We start from the raw sequence: 26,432 nt of genomic DNA, 5'->3' as shown, positions 1-26,432 counted from the left end.
CGACCATGCTTGATATCACACGCGAGACAGCAAGTTTCGTCGCGGGGCTGAGGCCGGCAGACTTGCCCGATCGGTGCAAGGAGGCCGCGCGTACCGGCATCATCGATTGTGTCGGCGTTATGATCGCAGGCGCAGCCGAGCAACCGGTGCGCATCGTCTCGGCCATGCTCGCACCGTCCACACAGAACGACGGGGCGCCTGAACTTCCCTCGGGCCGCAACCTCGCGGCGTCAGATGCCGCGCTCGTCAACGGCGTCGCGGCGCATGTGCTCGACTATGACGACGTGGCGCTTGCTGGTCATCCGAGCGCGGTGCTCGTTCCAGCCATACTTGCCGAAGGCTGGTCGCTTGATTCGAGTGGTGCCGATGCGGTCGCCGCCTATGTCGCGGGCTATGAGCTATGGGCGCAGCTCGCAGATCTCGAACCAGGACACCTGCACGAGCGTGGCTTCCATCCGACAGCGGTGATGGGCGCGCTCGCAACCGCAGCAGCATGCGCCCGCCTGCGCGGGCTCGGTCCCGAGAAAACGGCGCACGCCGTGGCCATCGCCGCCTCGCTGGCCTCAGGTCTTGTCGCCAATTTCGGCACGATGACGAAATCGCTGCACGCTGGCCGCACCGCGCAATCGGGCGTGCTCGCTGCACGGCTGGCGGACCAGGGATTCACCGCTTCGCTGGATGTGCTGGAACACCGAACCGGGTTCCTGCGCGCCCATTCTCCGTCCGGTACCCCAAGGATCGAGGACGGCACGCTCGACATCGGCAGGTGCTGGCGGCTGGCCGAGCTCGGAATCAATGTGAAGCGCTATCCGACCTGCTATGCCACGCATCGCTCGATCGACGCGATGCTCGGCCTGGTCGACCTGCACAAGCTGAACCCATCCGAAGTCAGCGAGATTCGGGTTCATACCGGCGTCACGCAAAAACTGATGTTGCGCAACAGCAACCCGCAGACGGGGCTCGAAGCAAAGTTCAGCATGGAATTCGCGATGGCCGCCGCACTCATCGCGCGCCGGGTCGGTCTTGCCGAGTTGACCGATGAATTCGTTACACGGCCGGATGTCGGTGCCACCTTCGCAAAGGTGCGCTGCACGACGACCGATGAGATTATGCCCGGCGACCAGCCTTTTGCGCCGTCGGACCAGGTGAGCGTTGTGCTCACTTCAGGCGAGGTGTTGGAACACACGCCGGTCGTGCATGCCAAGGGCAGTTGGCAGATGCCGCTCACGCGCGAGGAGCTGAGGGAAAAGTTCCTGGATTGTACGACGCGCGTGTTCAGCCGCGCCCACGCGAGCGACTTGTTCGAGCAGCTCTGGCGCCTGGAAGAGATCGGCTCGTTGCGCTCGCTGCGCCTGACAAGCGACCGGACCGACGCATGACAAGAGCAGGATACGGCGGAGGCTCGAAGCCTCGCATCTGGCACCAGTCGGTCAACGAACTCGACCATTTGGCGGTTTACAAGCGCGCGCTGGAGGCGCACGCGGCCGACATCCTCGGTGACGATGCCGAGCTTGTCGTGCATGGCCTTCCCTCGGGGAGCTATCGTGGAGCGTCGGCCACGGCGGTGCTCGGCAATGCCTATGCCTATCACCGCATTCTCGGCCAAGTGATCGATAATGCGATCAAGGCGGAGCGGGAGGGCTATGCGGCCTTCGTGATCGGTTCCTTCAGCGAGCCGTTCTTGCGTGAGATCCGTTCCGCCGTCGACATTCCTGTCGCCTCGCTCACGGAGAGCGGCCTTCTCGTCGGTTGCTCGCTCGGACGCTACGTGGCGCTGGTGTCAAATGCGCCGGCCGTGCAATGGATGACGAAGGTTGCGGTCGACAAGCATGGGCTTGCCGCACGTGTGCTCGATGTCGTCGCTCTTGATCCGCCGCTTGATGAGCCGGCGCTGGCCGCCGCCTATGCCGACCCTGCGCCTGTGATCGGCAATTTTGCTGCCGCAGCCGAACGCCTGGTCGCGCGCGGCGCCGATGTGATCATTCCGGCCGAAGGCGTGCTTGCCGAGCTTCTCGTTCGTCATGGCCTGCGCGAGATCGCCGGCGCACCGGTGATTGACGTGTTCGCGGTCACCTGGGCTTACGCGCTCATGGAAGTTCGACTTTGGTTGAGGGCCGGGCTTCGCGTCGGCCGAAGCTGGCATCACAGACGCGACGATCCTGCCGTGATCGCGCGACTTTGGGAGGAGAGTGTCCGATGAGCAGGTTTCCCGAGACGCAAGTCGCTGGCGTCTACCACCGCAGACTGGGAGACGTACTAGTCACGGGCTTAAGTGACGGTTACGTCGACATGGGGTACTCGATCTTCCGCAACATTCCGGAGCAGGAGACCAAGGCCATTCTCGCCCGCGATCACCGGATCTCGCCGCCGCGCATTTCAGTGAATGCTTTCGCGTTGCGGGTGAACGGCCGGACCTACCTGATCGATTGCGGCTCCGCCGATCTGATGGGACCGACCTGCGGTCGCCTGCCTGACAATCTCGCGGCTGCGGGCATCGAGCCGGCCTCCGTCGATGGCGTGCTGCTCACACATGTTCATCCCGACCATTCCAACGGCCTGACCGATGCGGCGACTGGCACGAGACTGTTCCCCAATGCCGAGGTCATCGTGCATGAAAACGAGATCAATCACTGGTTCAACGACGAGGCGATGGCGAAGGCCGCGGAGCGACCCCGCCGCCGCTATTTTGAGGCCGGCCGGACTCAGCTCAAGCCTTATATGGCTGCCGATCGCGTCCGCACTTTCCGCAATGGCGAGGTGCTGCCGGGCGTCACCGCAATTCCGATCCCCGGTCATACGCCCGGCCACACCGCTTACGTCGTCTCCTCCGGCGGCCGGTCGATGGTTGTGTGGGGCGACACCGTGCATGTGCCCGAAATCCAGGTGGCGCTTCCGCACGTCACCATGGAGTTCGACACCGACCCCGACTCCGCGGCCAGGGCGCGCCAGATGATTTTCGACATGGTGGTGACTGACGACATGCTGATCGGCGGAATGCATTTGCATTTTCCCGGCTTTGGCCATATGCGACGCGAGGGCGGACAATATACTTTGGCCGCGGAGCAGTGGGCCTTCGAGATCTGATCGGTGCGTCCGATGGTTGAGGCCGCGGAATTCACTTCAGCGCCGCATGCGCTAAAATGGGTTCCGACCTCAGGTGGACACGATGACAAATCGGCAGATGGTGGGCCGCGGAAGTAAGCTGACGATCCGCGATGTCGCGACCGCGGCCGGCGTTTCGACGGGCACTGTTTCGCGTGTCCTGAATGCCAATGCCACGGTTCGTCCCGATGTCCGCCGAAAGGTCCAGCGCGCGATCGACGAACTCGGCTATGCGCCGAATGCGGTGGCGCGCAGCATGCGGATACGCTCGACGCACACGATCGGCTGCATCCTGCGTGAGATCAATATCCCGCAGCTCGCCGGCTTCGTGAAGGCCGCGCACGACGTGCTCGACGACGAGGGGTTCTCCTTGGTGATCTCCAACTCGGAAGGCCGGGAGGAGCGCGAGCGCGAACTGCTCAGCCGCCTGTCAAGCCGACAGGCCGACGGCGTCATGATGGGCCCTTACACGCCGATCGAAGGCGAGTTTGAAGCATTCCTGCGCGGGCTCGATATCCCCATCGTGCTGATCGATCGTGCCCAACAGCCGTGGGCCGACGCGGTCATGGCGGATCACGCAGGCGGCATGCGTGCCGCTGTCGGTCATTTGCTCGATCTGGGCCATCGCCGCGTGGCACTGATTACAGGTGAGCGCGGGCTGTATCCGGCAAGTGAACGCATCCGCGGTTATCAGGAGGCTTATGCGGCGCGCGGCCTGCAACCAGATCTGTCTCTGATCCAGGCAGGCAGTTTCTTGCCCGGTGCAGGATTCCGTATCACCTCGGCGCTGCTCGGCCAACGCAATCCGCCGACCGCGGTGATCTCCGGCGGCATCGACATGCTCTCGGGCGTGCTGCGCGCGGTGCGGGGAAGGGGCTTAAGGATTCCCGAGGATGTCTCGGTCATCGCGTCCGGCCATTCCGAGCTCGCGGAGCTCGTCACGCCGCCGATTGCCGTCATCGGATGGGATCAAGGAGAAATCGGCCGGATTGCCGCCGGCATGCTTCTCGATCGAATCCGGAACCGCGACGTGCAGGAAGCCCATCAGGTGCTGGTGCCAAGCGAGTTCATTCCCCGCGCGTCGGTCGGGCCGCCAAGACGGGAGCCGTAGTGTCCTGAACCAGAAGTTCAAGGCATTTTGGCCTTGGCTGGCACATTGTAAGCGCAGAAGCGTTCGTCCTCCTCAAACAATAAGGACAGTCCGCCGTCTTCGAGTTGATTTGGAGGCCGTAGAACTTCAGATTCGGGACACGATAGCCCGGCCGTACGGCCGACCGAGCTTCATCGGCGGCGATCAAGTCACTGGGCTGGTGGCCCAACTCTTGCTTCTGACAGGTGACAACAAAGGCTATAGAGAGAGTTGGATTTGAAGAAAGTCCTGCTTCAGAATGTCAGCAATTGGTGCGCGAAGATCTGGCGCGGGATCAAGGATTCCGTCAAGCACGCCCCAATGCACTAGCCGAAGGCGAACCAAAGCTGGCAGCTCGAGGCTACGAGCGCCGTCAATTGGTCGTCTCGTGCTGCGCCGCGGCAGTATTGGTGTTTGGTGACGGCTTCGCCGTCAGCTGGTCGCTGCAAAGAAGATCAATCCTGGTGCCATACTGAAATCCGTCGAAGCGCATAGTTTCTTTTGATTTCTGCTGCGAGTAAAGGCTCTCTAAGCTTTTGCTCGCGCGCGGGGGCCGGCGTCATGTTTGTCCTGAGCGATACCGATCTCCCTGCGACAGATGAGAAAGCGCGGTTATGACCTCTGCCACCGTTTATTTCCTGAATGGTCCCAATGCGAATCTTTACGGGCTTGATAAGAATGGAACCTATGGCCGGGAGAGTTTCGTCTCCATCAAGAAGCGCTGTGAAGATCACGCGGCATCACTTGGCTTGACCGTCGATTTCCGTCAGTCAAATCACGAGGGCGTTTTGGTGGACTGGATCCAGGAGGCGAGGGAGAAGGCCGAGGGCATCGTCATCAATGCCGCCGGGCTGACTTATTCCTCCGTCCCGATCCTCGATGCCTTGCTCGCTTTCGAGGGCCCGATCATCGAGGCGCATATGAGCAATATTTGGAAGCGCGAGCCGTTTCGTCACCACTCCTACGTTTCGCGAGCGGCGACGGGCGTGATCGCGGGGCTCGGCGCGCTTGGCTATGAACTGGCATTGACGGCGGTGTCGCGCCTGATCGCCGAAAAGGCCGCCCAATGACATCGGAAGTCATGGCGAGCGCCTTCGATGACTTCGAGACGTGGCGTGATGCGCTTGCCGCAGAGGGTATCGATCTGCGCCAGGCGGACGACATCGCAGATCCCCTCAAGGTCAGGCAGGCGCTGGTGTGGAAGCCGCCGCATGGCTTTTTCGCCCGCTACCCAAATCTCGGGCTCGTGGTCAATCTCGGCGCCGGCGTGGATGCGCTGGTCGGGCGCGATGATCTGCCGGATGTGCCGATCACCCGCCTGTCCGATCCGAAAATGGCGCGGATGATGGCCGGCTATGTGCTATTTGCCGTGACGCGTCATGCGCGCGATATCCCGGCCTTCGAGCGCGCTCAACGCGAGCATCGTTGGCGCTACATTCATCCACGCGATCCTGAGACCATCACGGTCGGCGTGCTTGGCCTCGGTGAGCTCGGGCTGACGGCGGCGTTGGAATGCGCGCGGCAGGGTTATCGGGTGCGCGGCTGGTCCAACACGCTGAAGTCGGTGGATGGCATCGAGACCTCTGCCGGCCTGGCCGCATTGCCGGACATTCTGGGCGATAGCGACATCCTGGTCTGCATGCTGCCCCAGACGCCGCAGACCCGCGGCCTTCTCGATGCCGAACGGCTGGCGCAGATGAAGCCGGGCGCCGTCTTCATCAATGTGTCGCGCGGCAGCATCGTCGATGAGCCGGCTTTGATCGACGCGCTTCGTTCGGCTCATATCGCGGAAGCGACGCTGGACGTCTTTGCTTCCGAACCATTGTCACCGGAGAGTCCTTTGTGGGCAATGGACAATGTTCTGGTGACGCCGCATCTTGCATCGGTGGCGCTGCCGCGGTCGGCTGCACGGCAGATCGGCGAGAATGTGCGCCGGCTTCGGGCCGGGCAGGAACTGCTAAGCCGTGTCGATCCCCGACGGGGCTATTGAGCCCGGCGCGAACTGGCCGCCAACGGCAAAGGCCTCGCGCGCGTAGTCGGCAAATGTCTGCACCGCCGGCCGCAGCGCGTGACGCTTCAGGCGGAGTGCCATGACATGTGTCGGCGGCAGTTTCTCGGTGATGGGCACCACCGCGACGCGGCTGCCATCATAGCCGATAGTGGTGCGCGGAACGGCGTTATGGATCGAATATCCTTGGCCATGCCCGATCAGTCCGCGGATCAATTCGAATGACCGGGTCCGGAACGAGATCCGCGGTTCGATCCCCGATGCCGTGAACAGGCTGGAGAAGTAATCGCGGGAATGCGGCAGATCCAGCAGGATGAACGGTTCGTCGCGCATTTCGGTCAGGCTGATCGAAGACCGGGTCGCCAGAGGATGACTGGCCGACAAGACGATATAAGGCGGCAATTCGCAGAACTTTTCGCCGACGATTTCATCGGGAACGGCAAAGGAATAGGACAGCGCCAATTCCGTCCGCCCAGAGATCAGACCGTCGATGATCTCCTGCTGGTCGCCTTCCTCCAGTTTCACCGAGATGCCTGGCTGGCGCGTGCGAAAGCCGGCCAGCAGCCCAGGCATGAAGCGCGTCGCAAGCGTCAGGAAGCTGCCGACCACGATCTCGCCGTGCAGCGTACTGCCAAGCGATTGGGCACTTTTGGCAAAATCGCGAGCATGGTTGAGCAGCAGCCTCGCGTCATTCACCAGCCGCTGGCCGGCCGGTGAGAGCGTCACACCCTTCGCGAGGTGACGGATGAATATCTGGATACCGAGTTCCGCCTCCATCTGGCTCAGTGCGGCGGAGATCGAGGGCTGAGAGACGTTCAGGCGCTTGGCCGCCTCCGTCACACTGCCCGCGTCGGCTGTCTCAACAACGTAACTCAGCGCCCGGAGCGAGAACCTCATCGCATTTTCCTATGTATCTCCAAACATAAAAATATTTTTCTTATGATAGGGCCTCCGGCACCTTGTCGTCCAGTCGAACAGGAGCCGATTAATGATCCGCACGGGTGAAGAGTACAAACAGGGCATTCGCGATGGTCGCGAGGTCTGGGTCGATGGCGAGCGCGTCAACGATGTGACCACTCATCCCGCGCTGAAGCCGATCATCGATATCAAAGCCCGCATGTACGACATGGCGCGGGAAGAGCGCTACAGCGGCGATCTGACCTATGTCGAAGGCAATGAGAAGTATTCGATCTTCTACCGGCCGCCGACGGAACAGAAGGACTGGCACGACAAGATCAGGGCTGTCGACCATGTGATGAAGGATATCGGTGGCGTCGTCACCCGCGTGGGCGACGAGACGATCGGCGAGATGTGGTCGCTCACCGACGGGCGCGACGTGCTGGCCGAGATTGATTCGCGCTTCGCCCCCAATATCGACCGGCATATCCGCGCCGTGATCGAGAAGGACATCTTCCACGTCTCGGCCAATACCGACCCGAAGGGCGATCGCTCGCTGCCGCCGCAGCAGCAGGATCCCGACCTGATGGTTCATGTTACCCGCGAGACCGATGCGGGCATCATCATCCGCGGCGCGAAATATGAAACCGCGGCCCCCTATGCCGATCAGGCCTATCTGAAGCCGACCGTCGGTGCCTGGGCGAATGAAAAGCTGTCCGACTACGCGGTGGGCTGCATCGTCAAGATGGGCGCGCCGGGCGTCAAGCATATTTGCCGCTCCGGCTTCGCCAATCGCAGCAGCGCCAAGGATTATCCGCTCGCCAACCGCTTCGACGAAGTCGAGGCGCTGGTTGTGTTCGACGACGTTCTGATCCCGTGGGAGGATGTATTCTTCTATCGTCATACCCGCGCGGCGCAGTTCGTGCGCTCGACACTGCACCGTTATTCGGCATTCCCCTATGTGCTGCGGCTGCTCTACACGGCTGACATGATGATCGGCGCGGCGATGTGGAATGCCAAGCAGACCGGTCTGGACAAACTGCAATCGGTGCGTGAGAAGCTCGCCGATCTCGTTTGCTATCGCGAAGGCATCAACGCGCATCTCACCGCCTCGATCGCTATGGCGGAGAAGAGCCCCGGCGGTCTTCTGATGCCGCAGCAATCGATGCTCTATGCTGGCCGCGTGTTTGCCTGTTCGCAGCTTCCGGCGATGATGCACATCGCCCGCGAGCTATGCGGCGGCCAGATCTGCATCACGCCGAATGCCGATGCGTTTGAGGCCGAGGGTAGCGGTAAGTGGCTGAACAAGTTCTATTCACTCAATGAGCAGTGGCAGGCCGACGATCGCCGCAAGCTGCTCGCTTTCGCGCGCGATCTGCTGAACTCCGACTATGCCGGCCACCGCCTGACCTTCGTGCAGTTCGCGCAGGCGCCCCACTTCAATCATCTGGCGGCCGTCTACAACAGCTTCGACTTCGCCGGACCGCTCGACTTCGTGAAGAAGTCGGCGGGTCTGTCGGACCGTATCGACGGGGGACAATCGTGAGCCGCGCGTCGCACGACGTCGTCGCCGTCGATGAATTTCGCGACGCGATGCGGACGACCGCGTCGGGCGTCGCGGTGGTGACGACGGATGGTGAGGCCGGCCGGGCCGGCGTCACGGTCTCGTCGTTGTGCTCGCTATCGATGGAGCCGCCGTCGGTGGTGTTCAGCGTTCACCGCGACAATCGCGGCCTCGCTCTGCTGCTCGCCAACGGCGTGTTCGTCGCCAATGTTTTGTCCGATGCGCAGGAGCGTGTCGCCAACAGCTTCGCCGGGCTGATCCCCGAATTGCGCGACAACCGCTTTCTCGCCGGCGAATGGTCAGAACTGCTCACCGGAGCGCCAGCGCTCGATGGTGCGTTGTGCAATTTCGATTGCCGCGTGGCCAGCCTGTTCGATTTCGGCTCGCATCGCATCGTCACCGGCGAGGTGCTGAGTGTCCGCAAACAAGCTGCGCGTCCTTTGCTCTTCTGCGATCGCACATTCCGTCGTCTCGCTGCCGCCTGAGGATTTGGTTCATGACCCATCAGCGTTTCCGCAAGTTCAATACCAAAGATGCCTATCCCGAGCAGAGCCTCGATAACGACGTCTGCATGGTGGTGCGTGCCAACAACACCGTTTATGTGCGTGGCCAGACGGCGATGGATCTCGACGGCAAGATCGTCGGCATCGGCGATGCCGCTGCGCAGACTGAAAATGCCATGTTTTGCGCCAAGGTGCTGCTTGAAGAGGCAGGTTCGGGTCTGCAGGACGTGGTGAAGATCGTCATCTACATCACCGATCGCGCCTATCGCGAGCCGGTCTACCGGGTTGTCGGCAAGTGGTTGAAGGGCGTCTATCCGGTTTCGACCGGAATTATCGTTCAGGGGCTCGCCAAGCCCGAATACCTGATGGAAATCGACATCATTGCGGAAATTCCGACGTAGCACTGTGTCGATCTTCGACGCCGAAGTATAGCTACGATCATTTTGAGATCAGATCTTTCGAATGAAAGGTCAACGGAGTTTTTTGCGCTAGAAATACTTGAAAATATTGCCGAATTCGTTCGCCTGGCATGGTGTTTGCTTTTCTCTCGGGGTCATAATTCTTGTGAGGTTCCGAGATGAAGCGCGCCTTGAAGTTTACTGCATTGATGTTGCTGTCGACGCTCGCGATCGGCGCGCAGGCATCCGCCCAGGAGAAGCTGGTCGTCAGCACCTGGGGTGGAAGTTTCCGCGATCTGATCGATGAGGCGATCGCAAAGAAGTTTACCGCCGAGACCGGGGTCAAGGTCGAATACATCACCGGCGGCACGATCGACCGGCTGAATCAGGCCAAGCTCGCGGCGGCCAAGCCCGAGAGCGACGTCACCTTCACGACGGCCCACGTCGGCTGGCTCTATGCCAACGACAATCTGTTCGAGAAGCTCGACATGGCGAAGATTCCGAATGCCGGCCATCTGGTCGAGCAGGCCAGGATCAGTCCGTACCACATCGGCGCCTGGGCCTATGTCTACACCATCGGCTATTTGCCTGACCGGCTACCCAAGGGCGTCAGCTTCGATAGCTGGGAAGGCCTGTGGAATCCCGCGCTCAAGGGCATGATCTCGTCGCCCGATTTCGACCCGAGTCATGTGATGGTCGTCGCGGCCAAGCTGTCGGGCGGTGATGCTGCGAATTGGGAAGTCGGCGAAGCCAAGATGAAGGCGCTGAAGCCGAACTACAAGGCATTCTATACCAATGACGCCAACAGCCAGCAGCTGTTCGCCACGGGTGAGACGCCAGTCCAGGTCGTGCTGTCGATGAATGCCTATTACATGCAGAACCAGGGCGTGCCGATCAAGCTCGTGATCCCGAAGGAGGGCGCGGTGCTCGGTGTCGACACCATGGCCATCACCAAGGGTTCGAGGAAGGCGGAGCTGGCCTACAAGTTCATGAACATCGCCCTCGATCCGGAAGTGCAGGCCAAGATCGCCGAACTGAAAAAGGGCAGCCCGGTGGTCGACAATGCCAAGCTCAAGCCGGAGATAGCCTCTTTGACCGGCGTCTTCTCCACGCCGGATCAGTGGGCAAAACAGAGCCTCGTGATCGACGCCAAGCTGCGCGCCGAAAAGACCGGCACCTGGCGCAAGTGGTTCACCGAGAACATCATGGCTCCATAACATGGTCGTGGTCGCGATCCGGCTGATACCGCCGGATCGCGCTCCATCGCTTTAAGTTTGCCCACGTCGAGTTTGTCCATGAACACACGTCCGTTTCTGGGTTGGTTCGTTTCGCCGGCCGGCCTCGTCGCCGTGGGCCTGATCGCGGCGATGCTGGCCGTCTTTCAGTATAGCGTCCGGGCCTATATTCCCGGCTCGCTCGAAGTCGGTGGGTTCACGTTGCAGAATTTCGCGGCCATGCTGCGGCCGCTCTATGCTTTGGCATTCTGGAATACAGTGTTGTTGTGTTTCGAGACTGCGGTGTTCACGCTGATTCTGGCCTATCCGCTAGCTTATGCGCTGGTGCGCACCAATAGTTCGGCGCTGCGCTCCTTCATTCTGGTCGTGTCGGTCACGCCGCTGTTTCTCGGCGAGGTGGTGCGGACCTATTCGTGGATGATCGTGCTCGGTAACAAGGGCTTTCTGAATACGCTGCTGCTCCAGCTTGGCCTGCTGGATCGTCCGATGCAGATGATGTTCACCGTTGGCGGCGTGGTCGCTGCGCTGGTCCATGTGACCATGCCGATCATGGTGATCATGCTGGCTGCAGCGCTCTCGCACATCGACCGCAACTACGAGAAGGCCGCCGAAAGTCTCGGCGCCGGTCCGGTCCGCGTTTTCCTCACCATTACCCTGCCGCTGTCGATGCCCGGAATCGTCGCTGGTTTCTCCACGGCCTTCGCGTGGACGTTCAGTGCTTTCGCGACTCCGCAACTGATCGGCGGCGGGCGTGTCAGTACGGTGTCGACGCTGATCTATCAGCTCGGCTTCTCGTCCTTCAATTTTCCCTTTGCTGCCAGTCTCTCCATCATTGGCCTCGCATTATCGCTGGCCGTGATCGCCTTGCTGAAGAAGGCCGCGAGCCCACTCGAACGTATGGCAGGCACGACATGAAGCGCTCTCCCGGCACCCTGCTGCTTCGATGGTCGGGACGCATCCTCATCGCCGCCATTCTCCTGTTCGTGCTGCTGCCAGGCATCGTAGTGGCGATTTCGGCCTTCAACGATCGTGCGATCTTGTTGTTTCCCCCGCAATCATGGTCGCTGCGTTGGTTCTGGCGCGCGTTCTCTTATCCCGATTTCGCTAAGGGCTTCTGGAATGGCTTGACGGTGACGGTGTGGGCGTCGAGCATCGCGCTGGTGGTCGGCTCGGCCTTCGCCTTCGCCATTCACCGCCACAAATTCAGACTCAGGAATCTTCTCGAAGGCATTTTGCTGTCGCCGCTGATCATCCCGCACTACACAATCGGCCTCGGCGTTCTCATCCTCGCCTCGCAGACCAATCTCGGGCGCGGCTTTCCACTCGTCATCTTCGCCCATGTGGTCATGGTGCTGCCGTTCGTGATGCGCAGCACTTACATCTCGCTGCAGAATCTCGACATCCGACTCGAACTGGCGGCGTCCAGCCTTGGCGCCACGCCGCTGCGGATCCTGTTCACCGTGACGATCCCGCTTTTGATTCCGGGCTTGCTCAGCGGCTGGCTATTCGCAGCAATTCTATCGTTCAACGAATTCACGGCGACTCTGTTCGTCAGCAGCCAGGCCACGCAGACGCTGCCGGTCGCCATGTACAATTACGTCCGCGAATTCGCGGATCCCACACTGGCCGCCCTGTCGGTCATCTACATCGCCGTGACCGCGACCTTGCTCACGATCGCCAATTCCTTCCTGGGCCTCGGAAAAATCCTGAATGTTGATGCGCACTAATCAGATGGCTGCCAATACGTCAGTCGCCGGAAACGACAAAATCCGTCCGGCCGTGCAGCTCGACGGCGTCACCAAGCGCTTCGGCGATTCCATCGCGTTGCATGAGGCCTGGCTGAAGATCGGGTCGAGCGAGTTCATGACCTTGCTGGGACCGTCGGGTTGCGGAAAGACCACGCTGCTCAATCTTGTTGCGGGCTTCCTCGAAGCGGACAGCGGCGAGATCTTTATTGAAGACGCCCTGGTCACCGAAACGCCGGCGCACATGCGCGAGATCGGCATCGTGTTTCAAAATTATGCGCTGTTTCCGCATATGAGCGTCGCGATGAACGTCGCTTATGGACTGAAGACCCGCGGCGTCGACAAGAAGGAGATGGCGCGCCGTGTCGACGAAGCGCTGGCGCTGGTCAAGCTCTCGGGTTTCTCAGACCGCAAGCCCCGGCAATTGTCGGGTGGTCAGCAGCAGCGTGTTGCGCTCGCGCGTGCGCTCGTGATCAGGCCGAAGGTGTTGCTGCTGGATGAGCCGTTCTCGGCGCTCGACAAGAATCTGCGTGGTTCCATGCAGGTCGAGCTCAAGCAGATTCAGCGTGAGCTCGGCGTCACCACGATCTTTGTTACCCATGACCAGGGCGAGGCCCTGTCGATGTCGGATCGCATCGCGGTGATGTCGGCCGGACGCATCCGCCAGATCGCCGCGCCTGACGATATCTATCGTCGTCCCGCCGATCGCTTCGTCGCGTCCTTCGTGGGTGATGCCAACGTACTCAACGGTCGGCTCGTCGAGCGGAACGGCAATGCCGCGGTGGTCTCGATTGGTGATGTGCGCGCGAGCGTTCCTGCAGCATCACTTGCTGAAGTATCGATTGGCGGTTCTGTGGACGTCTTCGTACGGCCGGAACACCTTTCCGTGACGTCGCGAGGGGAATCGGGATCGCTGCCTGGTACTGTGACGACGCAGGTGTTCCAGGGCGGCCATGTCGATCTCTATATCGACGCGCCAGGTAGCGCGCGCGATCATATTTTGCTGCGGTCGCCGGGTATTGCGGCGCTGTCGTCCTGTCCGGTCGGAGCCGAGGTCGGATTGTCGATCGGCTCCGACGACATCGTGGCGTTTCCGCCGGGCGAGGCGCCGTGAGGCGTCTGCGTCTAGAACGACGGCGCCGCGCCCGGATTCTTCGCGCGTGCGACATAATCTTTCTGCTGCGGCCGATAGCGCTCCCACAACGCGCGCAACTCGCCGATCGGCGCGTCGTGCCAGTCGATACGCAGGTCGACGACCGGCCAGTCGAAGATGTGAGCGACATGCAAACCCGCCGCATGCTCGTCGTCAGTCTCACCGCCGGCGTCGAGGCCGGCTTCCAGCGCCGACATCAACCGCTCCGCCAGTGGCTGGCCAACGGTCGCCTCGAACCGCGCAATCATCGTGCTGGGCACCTTGTCGTCGGCGAGCAGATTGCCGAGCGCGAGGCAGCCAGCGCCTTCGGCAACTGCCGCCGTGGCCAATGCCTGAGCGCCGGAATGCCAGGCCACCTGACCGTAACGATCGATCACGCCGACCTGTCGCCATGCTGGCTGCGGCGTGCCGAGTGTGAGGCTGTTGAGAACGGCAGCGGCACCGAGGCCCTGACGCAGCAGCGCAAGACCGGTCGGGCCGAGCACCGGGTCGGTTACATTCTGCGACACCACGAGGCCCAGAGGCCCGACCCACGCGCAGCGCGCCGGCACCGCGATACTGGACGACGTGATGGCGATGCCGAATGCGCCGGTCTCCGGACAACGCGCCGAGATAGAATAGGTCATCGTGATGCTCCCGTATTCGTAAAAGTAATGGTAGTATAGATGATCGAAAAGATAGCTCAAATACTTTGCGAGCTAATCAGTATTGAAAGTATAAGCTCGAATTCCAATCTCGATATCATCAATTATATCGAGCGGATACTTACGTCATCGGACGTGCCGGCGTGTCGCGTGCCGTCGCCTGACGGACGCAAGGCGTCGCTGCTCGCGACCATTGGTCCGGCGGACCGAGCCGGTGTCGTTCTGTCGGCACATACGGACGTTGTGCCGGTGGAGGGGCAGGCCTGGACCGTGCCGCCATTTGCCGGGGTCATCCGTGATCAGCGCGTCTATGGTCGCGGCGCGACTGACATGAAGGGCTTTCTGGCTGTCGTTCTCTCCGCCGTGCCGCGTCTCAAGGCGGCGGCTCAGGCCGTTCCGGTGCATCTGGCGTTTTCCTATGACGAGGAAGTCGGATGCCGTGGCGCGCCGGATCTGGTGCGTGCGCTGATGCAGTCCGTCGCGCCGCCGGTGCTCGCCATCGTCGGAGAGCCGACCGCGATGCGCGTCGTTCGCGCGCACAAGGGCAAGGTGGCGCGTCGCTTGACGGTGATCGGGCGCACCGGCCACTCGGCGATGCCGCATCGCGCGGCCAATGCCGTCGATTCCGCGGTGGCGATCGCTCATGCGTTGCGCGGTTTCGCCGATCAGGAGATCGCACGCGGCGGCGATGCGGCCTTCGACCCGCCATTCACCACCATTCATGTTGGATCGCTGCATGGCGGCAGCATGGTCAATCTCGTGCCGGAACGCGCCACGCTGGAATATGAGATACGCACCATGCCGGGCCGTGACACTGGCGAAATCCTTGCACGGATCGATGAGTTGGTTGCGCGCGAGCGTGACCGACTTCGTGACAGCGCGCCAGAGGCCGACATCATCTCCGAAGAACTGTCGGCCTATCCCGGCCTGGATACCAGCGCCGATGCGCCTGCGGCACGTCTGGTTGCGCGACTTGCAAGCGATACGCGTCCCGCAACGACAGTGGCATTCGGCACCGAGGCTGGCCTCTACGCGGAAGCGGGCATCCCGACGCTGGTTTGCGGACCCGGCGATATGGCGCGCGGGCACAAGGCCGACGAATGGATCGGTTTTGATGAACTCGCAGCGGCGGGCGCGATGATCGACAGGCTGGCCGTTCTGCTAGGCCGGCCGCGTGCAGACTGGATGCGGGAATGAACAACGGAGTTTTGACAATGACGTCCACCATGCAGGCCATCATCGCAACGCAGGCGGGTGGTCCCGACGTGCTGATCCAGGTCGCGCGACCCGTGCCCGTGCCCGCTGCCGGCGAAATCCTGATCGAGGTTGCCGCAGCCGGCGTCAATCGCCCCGATCTGATGCAGCGAAGCGGCGCCGTCCCGTTGCCGGCAGGTGTCACCGATGTGCTCGGGCTCGAAGTTGCAGGGCGCGTTGTCGATGGCGACGCCGGCTTGCGCGGTCAGGCGGTTATGGCACTGGTCAAGGGCGGCGGTTATGCGCGCTATTGCCTTGCCAAGGCATCGCATTGTCTGGCTGTGCCCGAGGGCCTGACGATGGAAGAGGCGGCAGCCCTGCCCGAGGCGCTCTTCACCGTCTGGCACAATCTGTTCGAGCGCGGCCGGCTGACGAAGGGGGAGGCCCTACTGGTGCATGGCGGCGCCAGCGGCGTCGGTACGATTGCGATACGCATGGCCATCGCTCGCGGCGCTACGGCCATCGCGACGGTCGGCAGCGACGCCAAGAAGAAGGCAGTCGAAGCGCTGGGCGCCACCGCGATCAATTATCGTACCGACGATTTCGTTTCCGCAGCGCGCGGTGTCACCGGCGAGCGCGGCGTCGATGTCGTGCTCGATATCGTGGGCGGTTCTTACGTTGCACGTAATCTCGACGTGCTGGCGCCGGGCGGACGCCATGTCAGCCTGTCCTTCATGCAGGGTGGTGTTGTCCCGATTGATCTCGGGCTGGTGATGCGGAAGGGGTTGTATCTGACATCGTCGACGCTGCGACCGAAGTCAGACGAGGAGAAGACGGCGATCGCCGCCGTGCTCCGCGCCGAGGTGCTGCCGCTGGTCGCGTCTGGCGTGGTGAGGCCGCTGATCTGGCGGCAATTGCCGCTCAGTGGCGCCGCACAAGCCCATCGCATTCTCGAAGCCAACGAGAACATCGGCAAGGTGTTGCTGCTGCCGACGGGAGACGCTCATGAGTGATGTCATCGAACTGCTTTATGCGCCGACATCGCCTTATGTCCGCAAGGTCATGGCCTGCGCGATCGAACTCGGCATTGCTGATCGCATCGTGCGGTTGCCAAGCGCCGCGCATCCGTTGAAGCGCGATGAGAGGATCGCCATCTTCAATCCGCTCGCCAAGGTCCCGGCCGCAAAACTGCCGGACGGAACGCTGCTATTCGACAGCCGGGTGATCTGCGAGTATCTCGATGACCTCGGAAATGGCTCGCTGTTTCCGCGCGGGCCCCAGCGCTGGCAGGTCCTCACCGAACAGGCCCTCGGTGACGGCCTCCTCGATGCCGCTCTGCTGACCCGCTACGAGAACACCTGCAGAAGTGATGAGCATCGATCGGCCGACTGGATAGACGGCCAGATCACCAAGATCGCCGCAGCACTCGACCAGATGGAAAACACGGTCGCTGAATTCGGCGCACGCATCAGCATCGGTAGCCTCACCATCGCCTGCGCGCTTGGCTATCTGGATTTCCGGTTCGCGTCATTCGACTGGCGCACAACGCGGCCGGCGCTGGCCATTTGGTTCGAAACCATGTCGCTGCGTCCGTCTTTGCGAGACACGTTTCCAGCGGATGGATGATTGAGACATTCGTCGGGAGCATGCCTCCGCATGCTTCATCGAGCCGTACAAGGCATGATACCGGAGCTATCGAAAATGGCGATGACCAAACCCTCCCTCAAATTGACACATGACGGCGCGCTCAAGGCGTTGGCTGGTGCCATAGCCAAAGCGGAAGAGCTTAACGCACCGCAGAACATTTCGATCGTCGATGACGGCGGCAACCTGCTGGCATTTGTCCGGATGGATGGCGCCAAACTGCTGTCCCGGGAGACCTCGATGTCCAAGGCCATCACCGCGGCTTCGCATCGTCAACCGACGTCGCGACTCGATCCGGCCAATGAGATCAAGCTTGCCATTGCAGGTGGGGGCCGACTCACCAACCTCGAAGGTGGACTGCCAATCATTATAGGAGGCCAATGTGTCGGTGCGGTCGGCGTGGGGTCTGGCACCGGTGCACAAGACGTCGAAGTAGCCCGCGCCGCATTGGCGGCGATCGGAGCGGAGGATCAAAAGCCATGAAACCGTGCGAGGCGAACCAGGTTCTGCCTCGCTCAAGGTAATAACAAAACCTAGTCACCTGAATGTTTTCGATACGGTCAGGCCGGACGCCTTGATCCTGTTGCTGCGCTGATCGGCAAAGGCAGCGACGGGATATCGACCATATTCGCTGATTATGGTCCGTTTTCATTCGCGCTCGTTGCGTTTTGGCGTCGTTGTTTCTTGTACGAAACTGGTGCGACCCGTGGACATTCGTCACAAAGGTCGTGGATGAGCGTTGAAGGGTTTCCGCCATTGCAGGAGAAGCGGAAGTGACCTGTTCAAGCTGTTTTTGCTCTATAGCGAATGACGAATCCTGCTAGAGCCCGAACGGAGGTCACGCCGGCAGGCCTGCCAGCCGCAGGCCGGTTTCGAACTGGACGAGATGCTCCGGCCGCCGGATCGGAAGCCAGTCTGTGAGGCGGGTGGCACGAAACGTGGGATCCAGCTTCCGCAAATGTTCGACCGCGATGTGCGCCTGCTCGGTCCGACCAGCGAGCGCGTGACTTGCAGCGATGATGGCCGCGGCCATCAAAAAGCTGGGCAATTGCCTGAAGGATTGTTCGGCCCAGGATGCGGCCATGTCAAACCGCCCTGCAAATAAATGAGATAGGGCCATGCCTGCCTGCATGCGGAACATCTCCGGATCCAGCGGGCTGAAACGCATCGCGCGCGTAAAGAACTCGATTGCAGCATCGGGGTCACCGCGCTCCGCTCTGAGAAAGCCTCCCAGGAACCAGGCCGACGCTAGGTTCGGATTGAGCACCAGCGCCTTGTCGACCAGCGTGATCGCGCCCTCCACGTCGCCAGCGAGATGGGCAAGGGCATGTCCGCCCCTGGTGAGCGCGACAGCGTCGTCCTTGCCCAATTCCACCGCAAGGCGGGCCAGTCGAACGCCTTCCGCGATTTCCTGTGCCCGGTCGGTCATCCAGCCATTTACCTTTCGCCAGAAATGACACCAGGCCGCCATTGCGTGGGCAGAGGCAAACTCCGGATCGAGCTGCATGGCCTTGTAGAACAGCGGCAGCGCCTCGTTCATTGCCTCCCGCGTGCCCCGATGCAAATGAGGCATGGCACGCAAATAGTTGTCGTAGGCACTGAGGCTGCCGGTCGGCTTCCGCCTCGCACGATCGATCTCCGCCCGCTCGAGCTGCGAGGCGATCGCTCCGACGATGCTGGTTGCGATCTGATCCTGAAGTTCAAAGATGTCGTCAAGCGTCCCTTCGAATCTCTCGGCCCAAAGATGGGTGCCTGTCGCCGCATCCACGAGCTGGCCCGTGATACGAATCCGGTTTTCGGACTGGCGCACGCTGCCTTCGACGACGTAACGCACGCCAAGCTCGCGTCCCACCTGCTTCTCGTCTACCGTCTTGTCTTTGTAGGTGAAGCTCGAGTTACGGGCGATCACGAACAGCCAGCGAATGCGCGACAAGGCGGTGATGATGTCCTCGACGATGCCATCGGCAAAATAGTCCTGCTCGACGTCGCCACTGAGGTTCCGAAATGGCAGGACCGCGATCGATGGGGAATCCGGCAGGGTCAGAATGGGTCCGAGCCTTTCGCCTGCGTTACTTGAGTCCATGACCAAACTGTTCGCGGGCAATTTTTCTTCGGCAATCTTGCCGACGAAGCGGATGCCCCTGCGTGCAACCGTCCGGATCAGGCGCTGCTCCTTGCCGGTGTCGCCGATCGCCTTGCGCACCGCATTGATGTGGCTCGTCAGCGTCGACTCGGAGACGATCCGTCCTTCCCACACGGCCTGCAGCAGATCGTCTCTTGTCACGACCTGATCCCGGTTTTGGACCAGAAAGAGGAGCAGATCGAACACCTTCGGTCCGATGGCTATGAGCTCGGAGCCTCGCTTGAGTTCGCGCCGGTCGGGGTCCAGGCAATAGTCTTCAAACGAGAACGGCACTTCCGCGCTCCCCTTGGACAAGAAGCCAAGCAAAATTCAACCGCAATTCAAGACGCCTACAAGGCCTTTCCGGCCGTAGGGGCGCATTCTCATCAGGAGCAGGGCCATTGGTGGCCACCAAATCGAGGAGCGTCATGAAGATTGTTGTTGTTGGCGGCCCCGGCCTCATCGGAACGAAGCTTGCGAGCAAGCTGCGTCGGAAGGGCCACCAAGTGATTCCAGCAGCTCTCGGCAGGGGCGTCAACACGATAACGAGCGAGGGCCTCGATAATGCACTTTCCGGCGCTGAAATTGTCGTCGACGTCGCGAACTCTCCCTCGTTCGAGGACGACGCGGTTCTGAGTTTCTTCGAAACTTCGGGTCGCAATTTGCTCGCGGCTGAGGCTGCCGCCGGCGTGCGTCTCCACGTCGGGCTGTCCATTGTCGGGGCAGACCGGCTTCCGGAATGCGGTTACTTCCGTGCCAAGCTAGCGCAAGAAAATCTGATCAGAGCTTCGAAAATTCCCTACACGATCCTGCGCGCGACGCAGTTCTTCGAGTTCGTGGGCGCGGTCGTCGATTCCTCCACGGATGGACAAATCGTCAGGCTGTCGCCCGCTTTGTTTCAGCCCGTGGCATCGGACGACGTTGCCGATGCGCTGGCCGACGTCACGCTCGCAGCTCCAATTAACGGCGTAGTCGAACTGGCCGGTCCGGAGCGATTCAGCCTCGATGAATTCGGCCGGCGTTACCTGACGGCGACGAAGGACCGCCGCAAGGTCGTCGCCGACATCCACGCCCGCTATTTCCGCGCGGAACTAAACGATCGGTCTCTTATGCCGGGCAACAACCCCTGGCTCGGCTCGGTGCGTTTCGAGGACTGGTTGAGAAGGCTTAGCCAGTGAGAAGAACGAGCGACGAACGCTCTTCACGTGCCTACATCATGCGAGCATGAAATCATGAGCAAGCCTATCTTGCGCGATCCCTCGCAGGAGGATCCGCCGGTCGAATCTGAGGCGCGCCAGGGCACCCAGCCCACCGCCGACCGGCATTCTGCCGATGCGGAAATGGCGCGTGTTCTCAACACGGCTCCGCTCCGTATGGCGTTGGACCCCTCCGGTGGCGGGATCGCCCACTGGAAACACGAACCACTGCACGATGTCGTCCAGCCCATGACCGATCACGTCGTCATGGCTTACAACGGCTCGATTCAACGCATGGAGCGGCGGTCAGGAAGATCGGCTACGATTGGAACGTTTCGTCCTGGGGTTGTGATAATCATTCCGGCCGGATCAAGCTCCCGGTGGGATATTCCGAAACCTGTCGATGTCGTTCAGCTCTATCTTCCGCACACAACGCTCGATCGCGTTGCACGCGAAGCCGATACTACCACATCGGTCGATCTTCTGGAGCGAACGGCGCATCCCGACCCGATTACATCCCGATTGCTCTTGAGCGCGGCCGACGTCCTGGAGGGCAATGGGGCTCTGGATAGGTTGTTCAGGCATCAACTGACAGACCTCCTGGCCACGCGCATCCTGGTCGCGCACACCGGCTCGCCAAACACGTTCCGGCCGACCTTGGGTGGGCTTTCGCCGAAGGTCCTGCTCCGTGCCATCGAACGCTTGCGCTCGGACAGCGATGCCGACGTCTCACTGGCTGCACTGGCTGCAGATGCCGGCCTGTCGCGCTTTCACTTCTGCCGTGCCTTCAAGGAAAGCACCGGACTTTCACCTCACGCCTGGCTGCGCCAACACCGGCTCGAGCAGGCAATGAACATGCTTCGCGACACCGACGCGTCGATCGTCTCGGTCGCAGCGGCACTTGGCTACGCCTCTCAAACAGCCTTCGCGGCGGCGTTCAGGCGTTTGACCGGCGAAACTCCGAGCAATTGGAGACGGCGGGCGCGTTAGCAGCAATTCCTCTGCAATTACCTCAATCGCTCGGGCGCGGCTGCACACCTCCTTCGGTAAATAGGCATGTGCACGACCCATGCCGACCTCGTCAACGCTGAGTTGCTCTCGTTCATCGCGTCCCAGCGTCTCTGGTTTCTTGCGTCGGAAAAACTCAAACCACAGGAGTAGGTCACATGCGACTTGTCATCATAGGCGCCGGCTTCGCCGGCATGTACGCAGCGCTTTCCGCTGCCCGGCTGCGCGATATCAGGGGCGCTTCACCTGAAGAACTCGAGATCGCGCTGATCGCGCCGGACCCGAGGCTGGTCATTCGCCCGCGACTTTACGAGCCGAAGCCAGAGACGCTGACCGCGCCTCTGCTGGAGGTCCTCGAAGCCATCGATGTCGTTTACGTGCAAGGCAGCGCAGAGACGGTCGACACCAAGTCTCGCACGGTGGAAATCGCCACCGCAAAAGGTGCGAAGAAGAACCTCTCTTATGATCGGCTGGTCGTCGCCACCGGCAGCCGGCTGTTCCGTCCGAATATTCCGGGCCTTGCCGAACACGGCTTCAGCGTCGACCAACTCAACGATGCGATGGCCCTCGACCGGCATCTGCACAGTCTGGCCGATCGGCCGGCAAAGAACGGGCGCGACACTGTCGTCGTCGCCGGCGGCGGGTTCACCGGCATTGAGGCGGCAACGGAGATGCCTGCGCGGCTTCGCGCGATTCTCGGCAAGGATGCCAGGCCGCGCGTCATCATCGTCGATAGGAACAGCGCAATCGCTCCCGACATGGGCGAAGGCCCTCGGCCGCTCATAGAGGAGGCATTGCGCAAACTCGGCGTGGAGGGTCGGTTCGGCGTCGGCGTCGCCGAGTTGGACAAATCCGGGGTCACGCTTTCGAACGGCGAACGCATCGAATGCGGGACCGTGATCTGGGCTGCCGGCATGCGTGCGGCTCCATTGACCACGCAGATCCCCGCCGAGCGCGACAATTTCGGCCGGCTGCTGGTCGACCGCGATCTGCGCGTGCTGTCGGTGCCCGGTGTCTTCGCCACCGGCGATGCCGCTCGCGCAGCGTGCGACGATGTCGGCAACTATGCGCTGATGTCGTGCCAGCACGCTACGCGGATGGGCGCCTTTGCGGGCAACAATGCCGCCGCTGAACTCTTGGGAGTTCCGACTATGCCGTACCACCAGAAGGCATACGTCACCTGTCTCGACCTCGGAGAAGCCGGCGCGCTCTTCACGCGCGGCTGGGACCGCAAGGTCGAGATGGTTGGCGACGAGGCAAAGAAGACCAAGCGGGAGATCAACACCGTCTGGATCTATCCGCCGCGCGCCGAGCGCGCCGCTGCTCTGGCGTCGGCTGACCCCGAGCGTGTCACCGATCTCTGAACACCCAACCAGCATTGAAGCGCTTTCCGCGCGGGAAGCGTGGCCCGCCCAGGATCGAGCACCAAGATCGAACGCAGGAGATGAATCAGATGATCCACAACACTCAGCAGGAGACAAACATGAGCCTAGATATTACCGCACACCCCGTTAGATCGAAGCCCGACGAATTGGTTCCGTCGCGCTACGCGCTGAAGGTCGGCGAGATTGACGTGCTGGTGGTCAGCGATGGGGTACTACCGCTGCCCACCAAAATGTTAGGACACAACGCCGACCCGGCCATCCGGGCGGCCTGGCTGAACAACATGTTCCTGCCGCCGGACGCTTTCGACTGGGCGCTGAATGCGGTCGTGGTGCGTAGCGGCGGTCGAACCATCCTCATCGATGCTGGACTAGGGGGCGACCCGGACTTGCACTTGCCGCGGGCCGGGCAGTTGGTCAAGCGACTGGACGCCGCCGGCATCGATCTCGCGTCCGTGACCGACGTGGTGCTGACCCACATGCATATGGATCACGTTGGCGGGCTGCTCGTCGAGGGCGTGAAGGAGAGGCTGCGTCCGGACCTGCAGATTCACGTGGCTGCCGCCGAGGTCAAATTCTGGGAGTCACCCGATTTCTCCCACACCGCCATGCCGCCGGGGTTCCCGGACGCGCTTCGGTCGGCGGCCAAGCGGTTCGTCAACCAGTACCACAACCATCTGCGTCAGTTCGATGAGGAGCACGAGGTGGCTCCGGGCGTGGTCGTCCGCCGCACCGGCGGCCACACCCCCGGGCACAGCGTGGTCCGCCTGGCGTCCGGCGGCGACGCCCTGACGTTCGCCGGCGACGCCGTGTTCGCGGTCGGGTTCGACCAGCCCGACTGGCACAACGGCTTCGAACACGACCCCGAGGAGGCGGCGCGCGTTCGGGTCCGTCTCTTGCGGGAGCTGGCTGCGACCGGCGAGATGCTGGTGGCCACTCACCTGCCATTCCCGTCTGTCGGTCGGGTCGCGGTGGACGGCGACGCGTTTCGTTGGGTACCGGTTTTCTGGGACTACTGACCGCTTGTTGGCTTAAATCCGAACTAGGGCGCGTGCTCATAACGTAAAGAGTTCACGCCCTAGTTTGCGCGCTGCTGATTGCGCTCCCCGATTCGATCAGCGAATTAGTGAACATGCACAATTGCGAGCGCACCATTGCGTGGTGGCGCGACTGGAGAAAGGCTTGCCAATCCGAAGGGCCGGAGCAGGGATACTGTCCTGCGAAGCGCGATAACGCTCAAGCTCTTGACGTTTTCCACACGGGCGAAAAGACGGTGACCATCGCATCGTTGATCCACACGTCGATCGGCCCAAATTGCCGCACAATGGAGTCTGCCGCTGCGAACACCTCATCCGGATTTGAGACGTCAGCCGGCGCGACGAAACCGGCGCCCCCAAGCCCCTCGAGTTCGCCCTTCACGTCATTCAGTGCGTCGGCATCGCGCGCAATCAATCCGACGCGAGCGCCGGCTCGCGCAAAACGATGCGCGGCGGCCCGGCCCACACCAGCGGAGGCGCCCGTGATCACGACGTTGCAGTTTCGAAGCTCACCAGACATGTGCGAACCGTGTCTCACATATGGATCAGTCTCTCCGGGTGGCCGGGCTTATGCCGCATGCTGATCTCACATCAGACCAACCGCGCGTCCGGCGAAGAAGTTCCTGAAAATCGCGGGCTTATAGGACGGTCCCGGAGTCAGCTTGTTCTTCGCAAAGGGACGACGTTACAACCTTATCGGACGCACCCATGGCATCCTCCACCGCATCAGATGTCCTGGTCGAGACGCTGCTCGACTGGGGTGTCGATACCGTCTTCGGGCTTCCGGGTGATGGCATCAATGGCATTATCGAGGCCCTGCGCACGCGCCAGGACCGGATCAAGTTCGTCCAGGTCCGTCATGAAGAAGCCGCGGCCTTCAACGCCTGTGCCTACGCGAAGTGGACGGGCCGGCTCGGCGTATGCCTTGCAACATCAGGTCCCGGTGGCATCCATCTTCTTAACGGTCTCTACGACGCCAAGCTCGATGGGCAATCCGTGCTGGCCATCACCGGCCTGCAATTTCACGACTTGCTCCACACATTCACGCAGCAGGACGTGGAACTCGACAAGCTCTTTATGGACGTGTGCGTCTACAACAGCCGCGTGATGGGCCCGCACCACGTCCAGAATATCGTGGAACTGGCCTGCCGGACCGCGCTTGCCTACCACGGCGTTGCCCACGTGACCGTTCCGGTTGACATGCAATCGCAGCCTGTAAGCGCAGGCAAGAGATCGAAACGCAACGTGCCAAACCATGTTTCGGATCTGATGGCCCGCTCGGCGCAGACCGCAAGCGACGAGCAGCTCGCCAAAGCATCCGAGATCCTTAAGGTCGGCAAGAAGACAGCCATTCTTGCAGGCCGCGGAGCGCTCGATGCGCGCAACGAGGTTCTCGCTGTAGCGGAGCGCCTCGGCGCGCCGGTCATCAAGCCACTTCTTGGCAAGGGGGCGATCCCCGACGACAGTCCGTATTCGGCCGGCGGCATTGGCCTTCTCGGAACCAAACCCGCGCAGGAAGCACTGGAAAGCTGTGACACGCTTCTGATTGCCGGCAGCACGTTCCCCTACATCGAGTTTTATCCAAAGCCGGGTCAGGCGCGCGCCGTCCAGATCGATGTCGATCCGCAGCGGATCGGGCTGCGGTATCCAGTCGAGGCAGGCCTGGTGGGTGATACCGGCAAGGTACTTCAGGCTCTGCTGCGGCAGCTTGATTATCGTGACGATCGTTCGTTCCTGCAACAGACCCAGGAGGGGATGAAGGAATGGAACGCGTTGATGAGCCAGCGCGGCACCAATAGCCAAAAGCCGATGAAACCTGAGCGCGTAGCGTACGAGCTCAACAAGCTTCTTTCCGATGATGCGATCGTGGCAACCGATTCCGGAACAATCACCACCTGGATAGCCCGACACCTGGTCATGCGCGGCAATATGATGTTCTCGTGCTCCGGCAATCTCGCGACCATGGCGTGCGGCTTGCCCTATGCGATTGCGGCTGCGGTGGCTTTCCCGGGCAGGCAGGTTGTGGCGTTTGTTGGCGACGGCGGTCTCACCATGCTGATGGGCGAGCTTGCCACCTGCGTGAAATACGGCCTCGACGTAAAAATCGTGGTTATCAAGAACAACTCCCTCGGGCAGATCAAATGGGAGCAGATGGTGTTCCTGGGCAATCCGGAATACGTCTGCGATCTGCAGCCGATCGACTTTGCAGCGGTGGCGCGCGGCTTTGGTGTGAGCGCGTTCAGTGTCGACGATCCGGCGCAGTGCGGCGAGGTGCTGCGCGAGGCGCTGAGCACGCGCGGCCCGGCATTGATCGAAGCGGTGGTCGATCCGCACGAACCGCCGATGCCGCCGAAGGCGACTTTGACGCAGATCACGCATTTGGCCGAATCGCTCGTTCGCGGCACGCCGGCGAAGGGCAAGATCGCACTGACCATCGGCTCGGATGTGGTCCGCGAAATCATTTGAGTCGG

At 61.7% G+C, this 26,432-nt stretch carries 26 protein-coding genes; 22 read left to right on the top strand and 4 right to left on the bottom strand.

From position 1 onward, the window contains the following. The first annotated feature begins 5 nt into the window (after nt 1-5). The 6 genes from AC5ZGW_RS05525 to AC5ZGW_RS05500 all read left to right on the top strand — a co-directional run bounded on the left by AC5ZGW_RS05525 (nt 6) and on the right by AC5ZGW_RS05500 (nt 6,221). On the top strand, nt 6-1,379 hold the full coding sequence (locus AC5ZGW_RS05525) for an MmgE/PrpD family protein (protein WP_130224066.1): 1,374 nt from the start codon (nt 6-8) through the stop codon (nt 1,377-1,379). Then, entirely contained in the window at nt 1,376-2,200 is an 825-nt protein-coding gene (locus AC5ZGW_RS05520; protein ID WP_130224068.1) for an aspartate/glutamate racemase family protein, read from the top strand. Before AC5ZGW_RS05525 ends, AC5ZGW_RS05520 begins: the two co-directional genes overlap by 4 nt. Further along, nucleotides 2,197-3,084, top strand: a complete 888-nt coding sequence (locus tag AC5ZGW_RS05515) for an MBL fold metallo-hydrolase (protein WP_130224070.1) — start codon at nt 2,197-2,199, stop codon at nt 3,082-3,084. Before AC5ZGW_RS05520 ends, AC5ZGW_RS05515 begins: the two co-directional genes overlap by 4 nt. An 82-nt stretch (nt 3,085-3,166) precedes the next feature. Then, nucleotides 3,167-4,213: a LacI family DNA-binding transcriptional regulator gene (locus AC5ZGW_RS05510; protein WP_130224072.1), complete on the top strand. Its 1,047-nt coding sequence runs from the start codon at nt 3,167-3,169 to the stop codon at nt 4,211-4,213. 632 nt (nt 4,214-4,845) lie between these two features. Further along, on the top strand, nt 4,846-5,301 hold the full coding sequence (locus AC5ZGW_RS05505; RefSeq protein WP_130224074.1) for a type II 3-dehydroquinate dehydratase: 456 nt from the start codon (nt 4,846-4,848) through the stop codon (nt 5,299-5,301). Beyond that, nucleotides 5,298-6,221 carry a 2-hydroxyacid dehydrogenase gene (locus AC5ZGW_RS05500; protein WP_130224076.1) on the top strand — a complete coding sequence of 308 codons (924 nt, stop codon included), beginning with the start codon at nt 5,298-5,300 and terminating at the stop codon, nt 6,219-6,221. The genes AC5ZGW_RS05505 and AC5ZGW_RS05500 overlap by 4 nt, the downstream gene beginning before the upstream one ends. Here the strand turns inward: AC5ZGW_RS05500 and AC5ZGW_RS05495 are convergent. After that, nucleotides 6,189-7,136 (bottom strand): LysR family transcriptional regulator, encoded by a 948-nt coding sequence (locus AC5ZGW_RS05495; RefSeq protein WP_130224077.1) that lies wholly within the window; start codon nt 7,134-7,136, stop codon nt 6,189-6,191. The genes AC5ZGW_RS05500 and AC5ZGW_RS05495 overlap by 33 nt on opposite strands. A gap of 91 nt (nt 7,137-7,227) precedes the next feature. Here AC5ZGW_RS05495 and AC5ZGW_RS05490 point away from each other — a divergent pair, with 91 nt between their 5' ends. The 7 genes from AC5ZGW_RS05490 (at nt 7,228) to AC5ZGW_RS05460 (ending at nt 13,695) form a co-directional block, all read left to right on the top strand. Continuing rightward, a complete protein-coding gene (locus tag AC5ZGW_RS05490; protein WP_130224079.1) occupies nt 7,228-8,682 on the top strand; it encodes a 4-hydroxyphenylacetate 3-hydroxylase family protein in 1,455 nt (484 codons plus the stop codon). Next, nucleotides 8,679-9,185: a flavin reductase family protein gene (locus tag AC5ZGW_RS05485; protein ID WP_245474564.1), complete on the top strand. Its 507-nt coding sequence runs from the start codon at nt 8,679-8,681 to the stop codon at nt 9,183-9,185. Before AC5ZGW_RS05490 ends, AC5ZGW_RS05485 begins: the two co-directional genes overlap by 4 nt. Before the next feature lie 11 nt (nt 9,186-9,196). After that, complete coding sequence (locus tag AC5ZGW_RS05480; protein ID WP_130224081.1) at nt 9,197-9,604, top strand: RidA family protein; 408 nt, start codon at nt 9,197-9,199, stop codon at nt 9,602-9,604. Nucleotides 9,605-9,780: 176 nt separating this feature from the next. Then, a complete protein-coding gene (locus AC5ZGW_RS05475) occupies nt 9,781-10,818 on the top strand; it encodes an ABC transporter substrate-binding protein (protein WP_130224083.1) in 1,038 nt (345 codons plus the stop codon). Between the two features lie 78 nt (nt 10,819-10,896). Further along, nucleotides 10,897-11,751 carry an ABC transporter permease gene (locus AC5ZGW_RS05470; RefSeq protein WP_130224085.1) on the top strand — a complete coding sequence of 285 codons (855 nt, stop codon included), beginning with the start codon at nt 10,897-10,899 and terminating at the stop codon, nt 11,749-11,751. Continuing rightward, entirely contained in the window at nt 11,748-12,563 is an 816-nt protein-coding gene (locus AC5ZGW_RS05465; RefSeq protein ID WP_130224087.1) for an ABC transporter permease, read from the top strand. The genes AC5ZGW_RS05470 and AC5ZGW_RS05465 overlap by 4 nt, the downstream gene beginning before the upstream one ends. Then, nucleotides 12,547-13,695, top strand: a complete 1,149-nt coding sequence (locus AC5ZGW_RS05460) for an ABC transporter ATP-binding protein (RefSeq protein ID WP_130224089.1) — start codon at nt 12,547-12,549, stop codon at nt 13,693-13,695. The genes AC5ZGW_RS05465 and AC5ZGW_RS05460 overlap by 17 nt, the downstream gene beginning before the upstream one ends. 11 nt (nt 13,696-13,706) lie before the next feature. Here AC5ZGW_RS05460 and AC5ZGW_RS05455 read toward each other — a convergent pair whose 3' ends face one another. Beyond that, complete coding sequence (locus AC5ZGW_RS05455; RefSeq protein ID WP_130224091.1) at nt 13,707-14,360, bottom strand: DUF1028 domain-containing protein; 654 nt, start codon at nt 14,358-14,360, stop codon at nt 13,707-13,709. A 39-nt stretch (nt 14,361-14,399) separates the two neighbouring features. On the opposite strand from AC5ZGW_RS05455, the gene argE reads away from it, so the two are divergent. The 4 genes from argE (at nt 14,400) to AC5ZGW_RS05435 (ending at nt 17,699) form a co-directional block, all read left to right on the top strand. Next, nucleotides 14,400-15,575 carry an acetylornithine deacetylase gene (argE, locus tag AC5ZGW_RS05450; RefSeq protein ID WP_130224093.1) on the top strand — a complete coding sequence of 392 codons (1,176 nt, stop codon included), beginning with the start codon at nt 14,400-14,402 and terminating at the stop codon, nt 15,573-15,575. 17 nt (nt 15,576-15,592) lie between these two features. Continuing rightward, nucleotides 15,593-16,585: an NAD(P)H-quinone oxidoreductase gene (locus AC5ZGW_RS05445; protein ID WP_207230956.1), complete on the top strand. Its 993-nt coding sequence runs from the start codon at nt 15,593-15,595 to the stop codon at nt 16,583-16,585. 4 nt (nt 16,586-16,589) lie between these two features. Beyond that, complete coding sequence (locus AC5ZGW_RS05440) at nt 16,590-17,198, top strand: glutathione S-transferase (protein WP_130224111.1); 609 nt, start codon at nt 16,590-16,592, stop codon at nt 17,196-17,198. 75 nt (nt 17,199-17,273) lie between these two features. After that, nucleotides 17,274-17,699 carry a GlcG/HbpS family heme-binding protein gene (locus tag AC5ZGW_RS05435; protein WP_130224095.1) on the top strand — a complete coding sequence of 142 codons (426 nt, stop codon included), beginning with the start codon at nt 17,274-17,276 and terminating at the stop codon, nt 17,697-17,699. A 355-nt stretch (nt 17,700-18,054) separates the two neighbouring features. On the opposite strand, the gene AC5ZGW_RS05430 is transcribed toward AC5ZGW_RS05435, so the two are convergent. Further along, nucleotides 18,055-19,632 carry a winged helix-turn-helix domain-containing tetratricopeptide repeat protein gene (locus tag AC5ZGW_RS05430; protein ID WP_130224097.1) on the bottom strand — a complete coding sequence of 526 codons (1,578 nt, stop codon included), beginning with the start codon at nt 19,630-19,632 and terminating at the stop codon, nt 18,055-18,057. A gap of 134 nt (nt 19,633-19,766) precedes the next feature. On the opposite strand from AC5ZGW_RS05430, the gene AC5ZGW_RS05425 reads away from it, so the two are divergent. The 4 genes from AC5ZGW_RS05425 (at nt 19,767) to AC5ZGW_RS05410 (ending at nt 23,943) form a co-directional block, all read left to right on the top strand. After that, entirely contained in the window at nt 19,767-20,516 is a 750-nt protein-coding gene (locus AC5ZGW_RS05425) for an SDR family oxidoreductase (protein ID WP_496113881.1), read from the top strand. Nucleotides 20,517-20,570: 54 nt separating this feature from the next. Then, entirely contained in the window at nt 20,571-21,524 is a 954-nt protein-coding gene (locus AC5ZGW_RS05420) for a helix-turn-helix transcriptional regulator (protein ID WP_130225732.1), read from the top strand. Nucleotides 21,525-21,700: 176 nt separating this feature from the next. Further along, nucleotides 21,701-22,906 (top strand): NAD(P)/FAD-dependent oxidoreductase, encoded by a 1,206-nt coding sequence (locus AC5ZGW_RS05415; protein WP_130225733.1) that lies wholly within the window; start codon nt 21,701-21,703, stop codon nt 22,904-22,906. Nucleotides 22,907-22,986: 80 nt separating this feature from the next. Beyond that, nucleotides 22,987-23,943 carry an MBL fold metallo-hydrolase gene (locus AC5ZGW_RS05410; protein ID WP_130225734.1) on the top strand — a complete coding sequence of 319 codons (957 nt, stop codon included), beginning with the start codon at nt 22,987-22,989 and terminating at the stop codon, nt 23,941-23,943. Between the two features lie 217 nt (nt 23,944-24,160). Here AC5ZGW_RS05410 and AC5ZGW_RS05405 read toward each other — a convergent pair whose 3' ends face one another. Next, the gene (locus tag AC5ZGW_RS05405) at nt 24,161-24,451 is read right to left on the bottom strand and encodes an SDR family NAD(P)-dependent oxidoreductase (protein ID WP_245474695.1); all 291 of its coding nucleotides are present in this window, start codon (nt 24,449-24,451) and stop codon (nt 24,161-24,163) included. 218 nt (nt 24,452-24,669) lie between these two features. Here AC5ZGW_RS05405 and AC5ZGW_RS05400 point away from each other — a divergent pair, with 218 nt between their 5' ends. Next, the gene (locus AC5ZGW_RS05400; RefSeq protein WP_130225736.1) at nt 24,670-26,427 is read left to right on the top strand and encodes a thiamine pyrophosphate-dependent enzyme; all 1,758 of its coding nucleotides are present in this window, start codon (nt 24,670-24,672) and stop codon (nt 26,425-26,427) included. Nucleotides 26,428-26,432 lie beyond the last annotated feature (5 nt).

It is taken from the genome of Bradyrhizobium sp. Crot121, from assembly GCF_059512385.1.
Note: the sequence above shows the minus strand (reverse complement) of the source record. Positions and strands in the feature narration are given on the sequence as shown.

What these genes read in the sequence shown, in the direction of transcription:
- AC5ZGW_RS05435 (WP_130224095.1), top strand. Translation starts at nt 17,274, where the DNA reads ATGGCGATGACCAAACCCTCCCTCAAATTGACACATGACGGCGCGCTC.
- AC5ZGW_RS05490 (WP_130224079.1), top strand. Translation starts at nt 7,228, where the DNA reads ATGATCCGCACGGGTGAAGAGTACAAACAGGGCATTCGCGATGGTCGC.
- AC5ZGW_RS05475 (WP_130224083.1), top strand. Translation starts at nt 9,781, where the DNA reads ATGAAGCGCGCCTTGAAGTTTACTGCATTGATGTTGCTGTCGACGCTC.
- AC5ZGW_RS05510 (WP_130224072.1), top strand. Translation starts at nt 3,167, where the DNA reads ATGACAAATCGGCAGATGGTGGGCCGCGGAAGTAAGCTGACGATCCGC.
- AC5ZGW_RS05515 (WP_130224070.1), top strand. Translation starts at nt 2,197, where the DNA reads ATGAGCAGGTTTCCCGAGACGCAAGTCGCTGGCGTCTACCACCGCAGA.
- argE (WP_130224093.1), top strand. Translation starts at nt 14,400, where the DNA reads ATGATCGAAAAGATAGCTCAAATACTTTGCGAGCTAATCAGTATTGAA.
- AC5ZGW_RS05455 (WP_130224091.1), bottom strand. Translation starts at nt 14,360, where the DNA reads ATGACCTATTCTATCTCGGCGCGTTGTCCGGAGACCGGCGCATTCGGC.
- AC5ZGW_RS05505 (WP_130224074.1), top strand. Translation starts at nt 4,846, where the DNA reads ATGACCTCTGCCACCGTTTATTTCCTGAATGGTCCCAATGCGAATCTT.
- AC5ZGW_RS05525 (WP_130224066.1), top strand. Translation starts at nt 6, where the DNA reads ATGCTTGATATCACACGCGAGACAGCAAGTTTCGTCGCGGGGCTGAGG.
- AC5ZGW_RS05520 (WP_130224068.1), top strand. Translation starts at nt 1,376, where the DNA reads ATGACAAGAGCAGGATACGGCGGAGGCTCGAAGCCTCGCATCTGGCAC.
- AC5ZGW_RS05400 (WP_130225736.1), top strand. Translation starts at nt 24,670, where the DNA reads ATGGCATCCTCCACCGCATCAGATGTCCTGGTCGAGACGCTGCTCGAC.
- AC5ZGW_RS05425 (WP_496113881.1), top strand. Translation starts at nt 19,767, where the DNA reads ATGAAGATTGTTGTTGTTGGCGGCCCCGGCCTCATCGGAACGAAGCTT.
- AC5ZGW_RS05465 (WP_130224087.1), top strand. Translation starts at nt 11,748, where the DNA reads ATGAAGCGCTCTCCCGGCACCCTGCTGCTTCGATGGTCGGGACGCATC.
- AC5ZGW_RS05495 (WP_130224077.1), bottom strand. Translation starts at nt 7,136, where the DNA reads ATGAGGTTCTCGCTCCGGGCGCTGAGTTACGTTGTTGAGACAGCCGAC.
- AC5ZGW_RS05480 (WP_130224081.1), top strand. Translation starts at nt 9,197, where the DNA reads ATGACCCATCAGCGTTTCCGCAAGTTCAATACCAAAGATGCCTATCCC.
- AC5ZGW_RS05470 (WP_130224085.1), top strand. Translation starts at nt 10,897, where the DNA reads ATGAACACACGTCCGTTTCTGGGTTGGTTCGTTTCGCCGGCCGGCCTC.
- AC5ZGW_RS05420 (WP_130225732.1), top strand. Translation starts at nt 20,571, where the DNA reads ATGAGCAAGCCTATCTTGCGCGATCCCTCGCAGGAGGATCCGCCGGTC.
- AC5ZGW_RS05410 (WP_130225734.1), top strand. Translation starts at nt 22,987, where the DNA reads ATGAATCAGATGATCCACAACACTCAGCAGGAGACAAACATGAGCCTA.
- AC5ZGW_RS05460 (WP_130224089.1), top strand. Translation starts at nt 12,547, where the DNA reads ATGTTGATGCGCACTAATCAGATGGCTGCCAATACGTCAGTCGCCGGA.
- AC5ZGW_RS05445 (WP_207230956.1), top strand. Translation starts at nt 15,593, where the DNA reads ATGACGTCCACCATGCAGGCCATCATCGCAACGCAGGCGGGTGGTCCC.
- AC5ZGW_RS05415 (WP_130225733.1), top strand. Translation starts at nt 21,701, where the DNA reads ATGCGACTTGTCATCATAGGCGCCGGCTTCGCCGGCATGTACGCAGCG.
- AC5ZGW_RS05500 (WP_130224076.1), top strand. Translation starts at nt 5,298, where the DNA reads ATGACATCGGAAGTCATGGCGAGCGCCTTCGATGACTTCGAGACGTGG.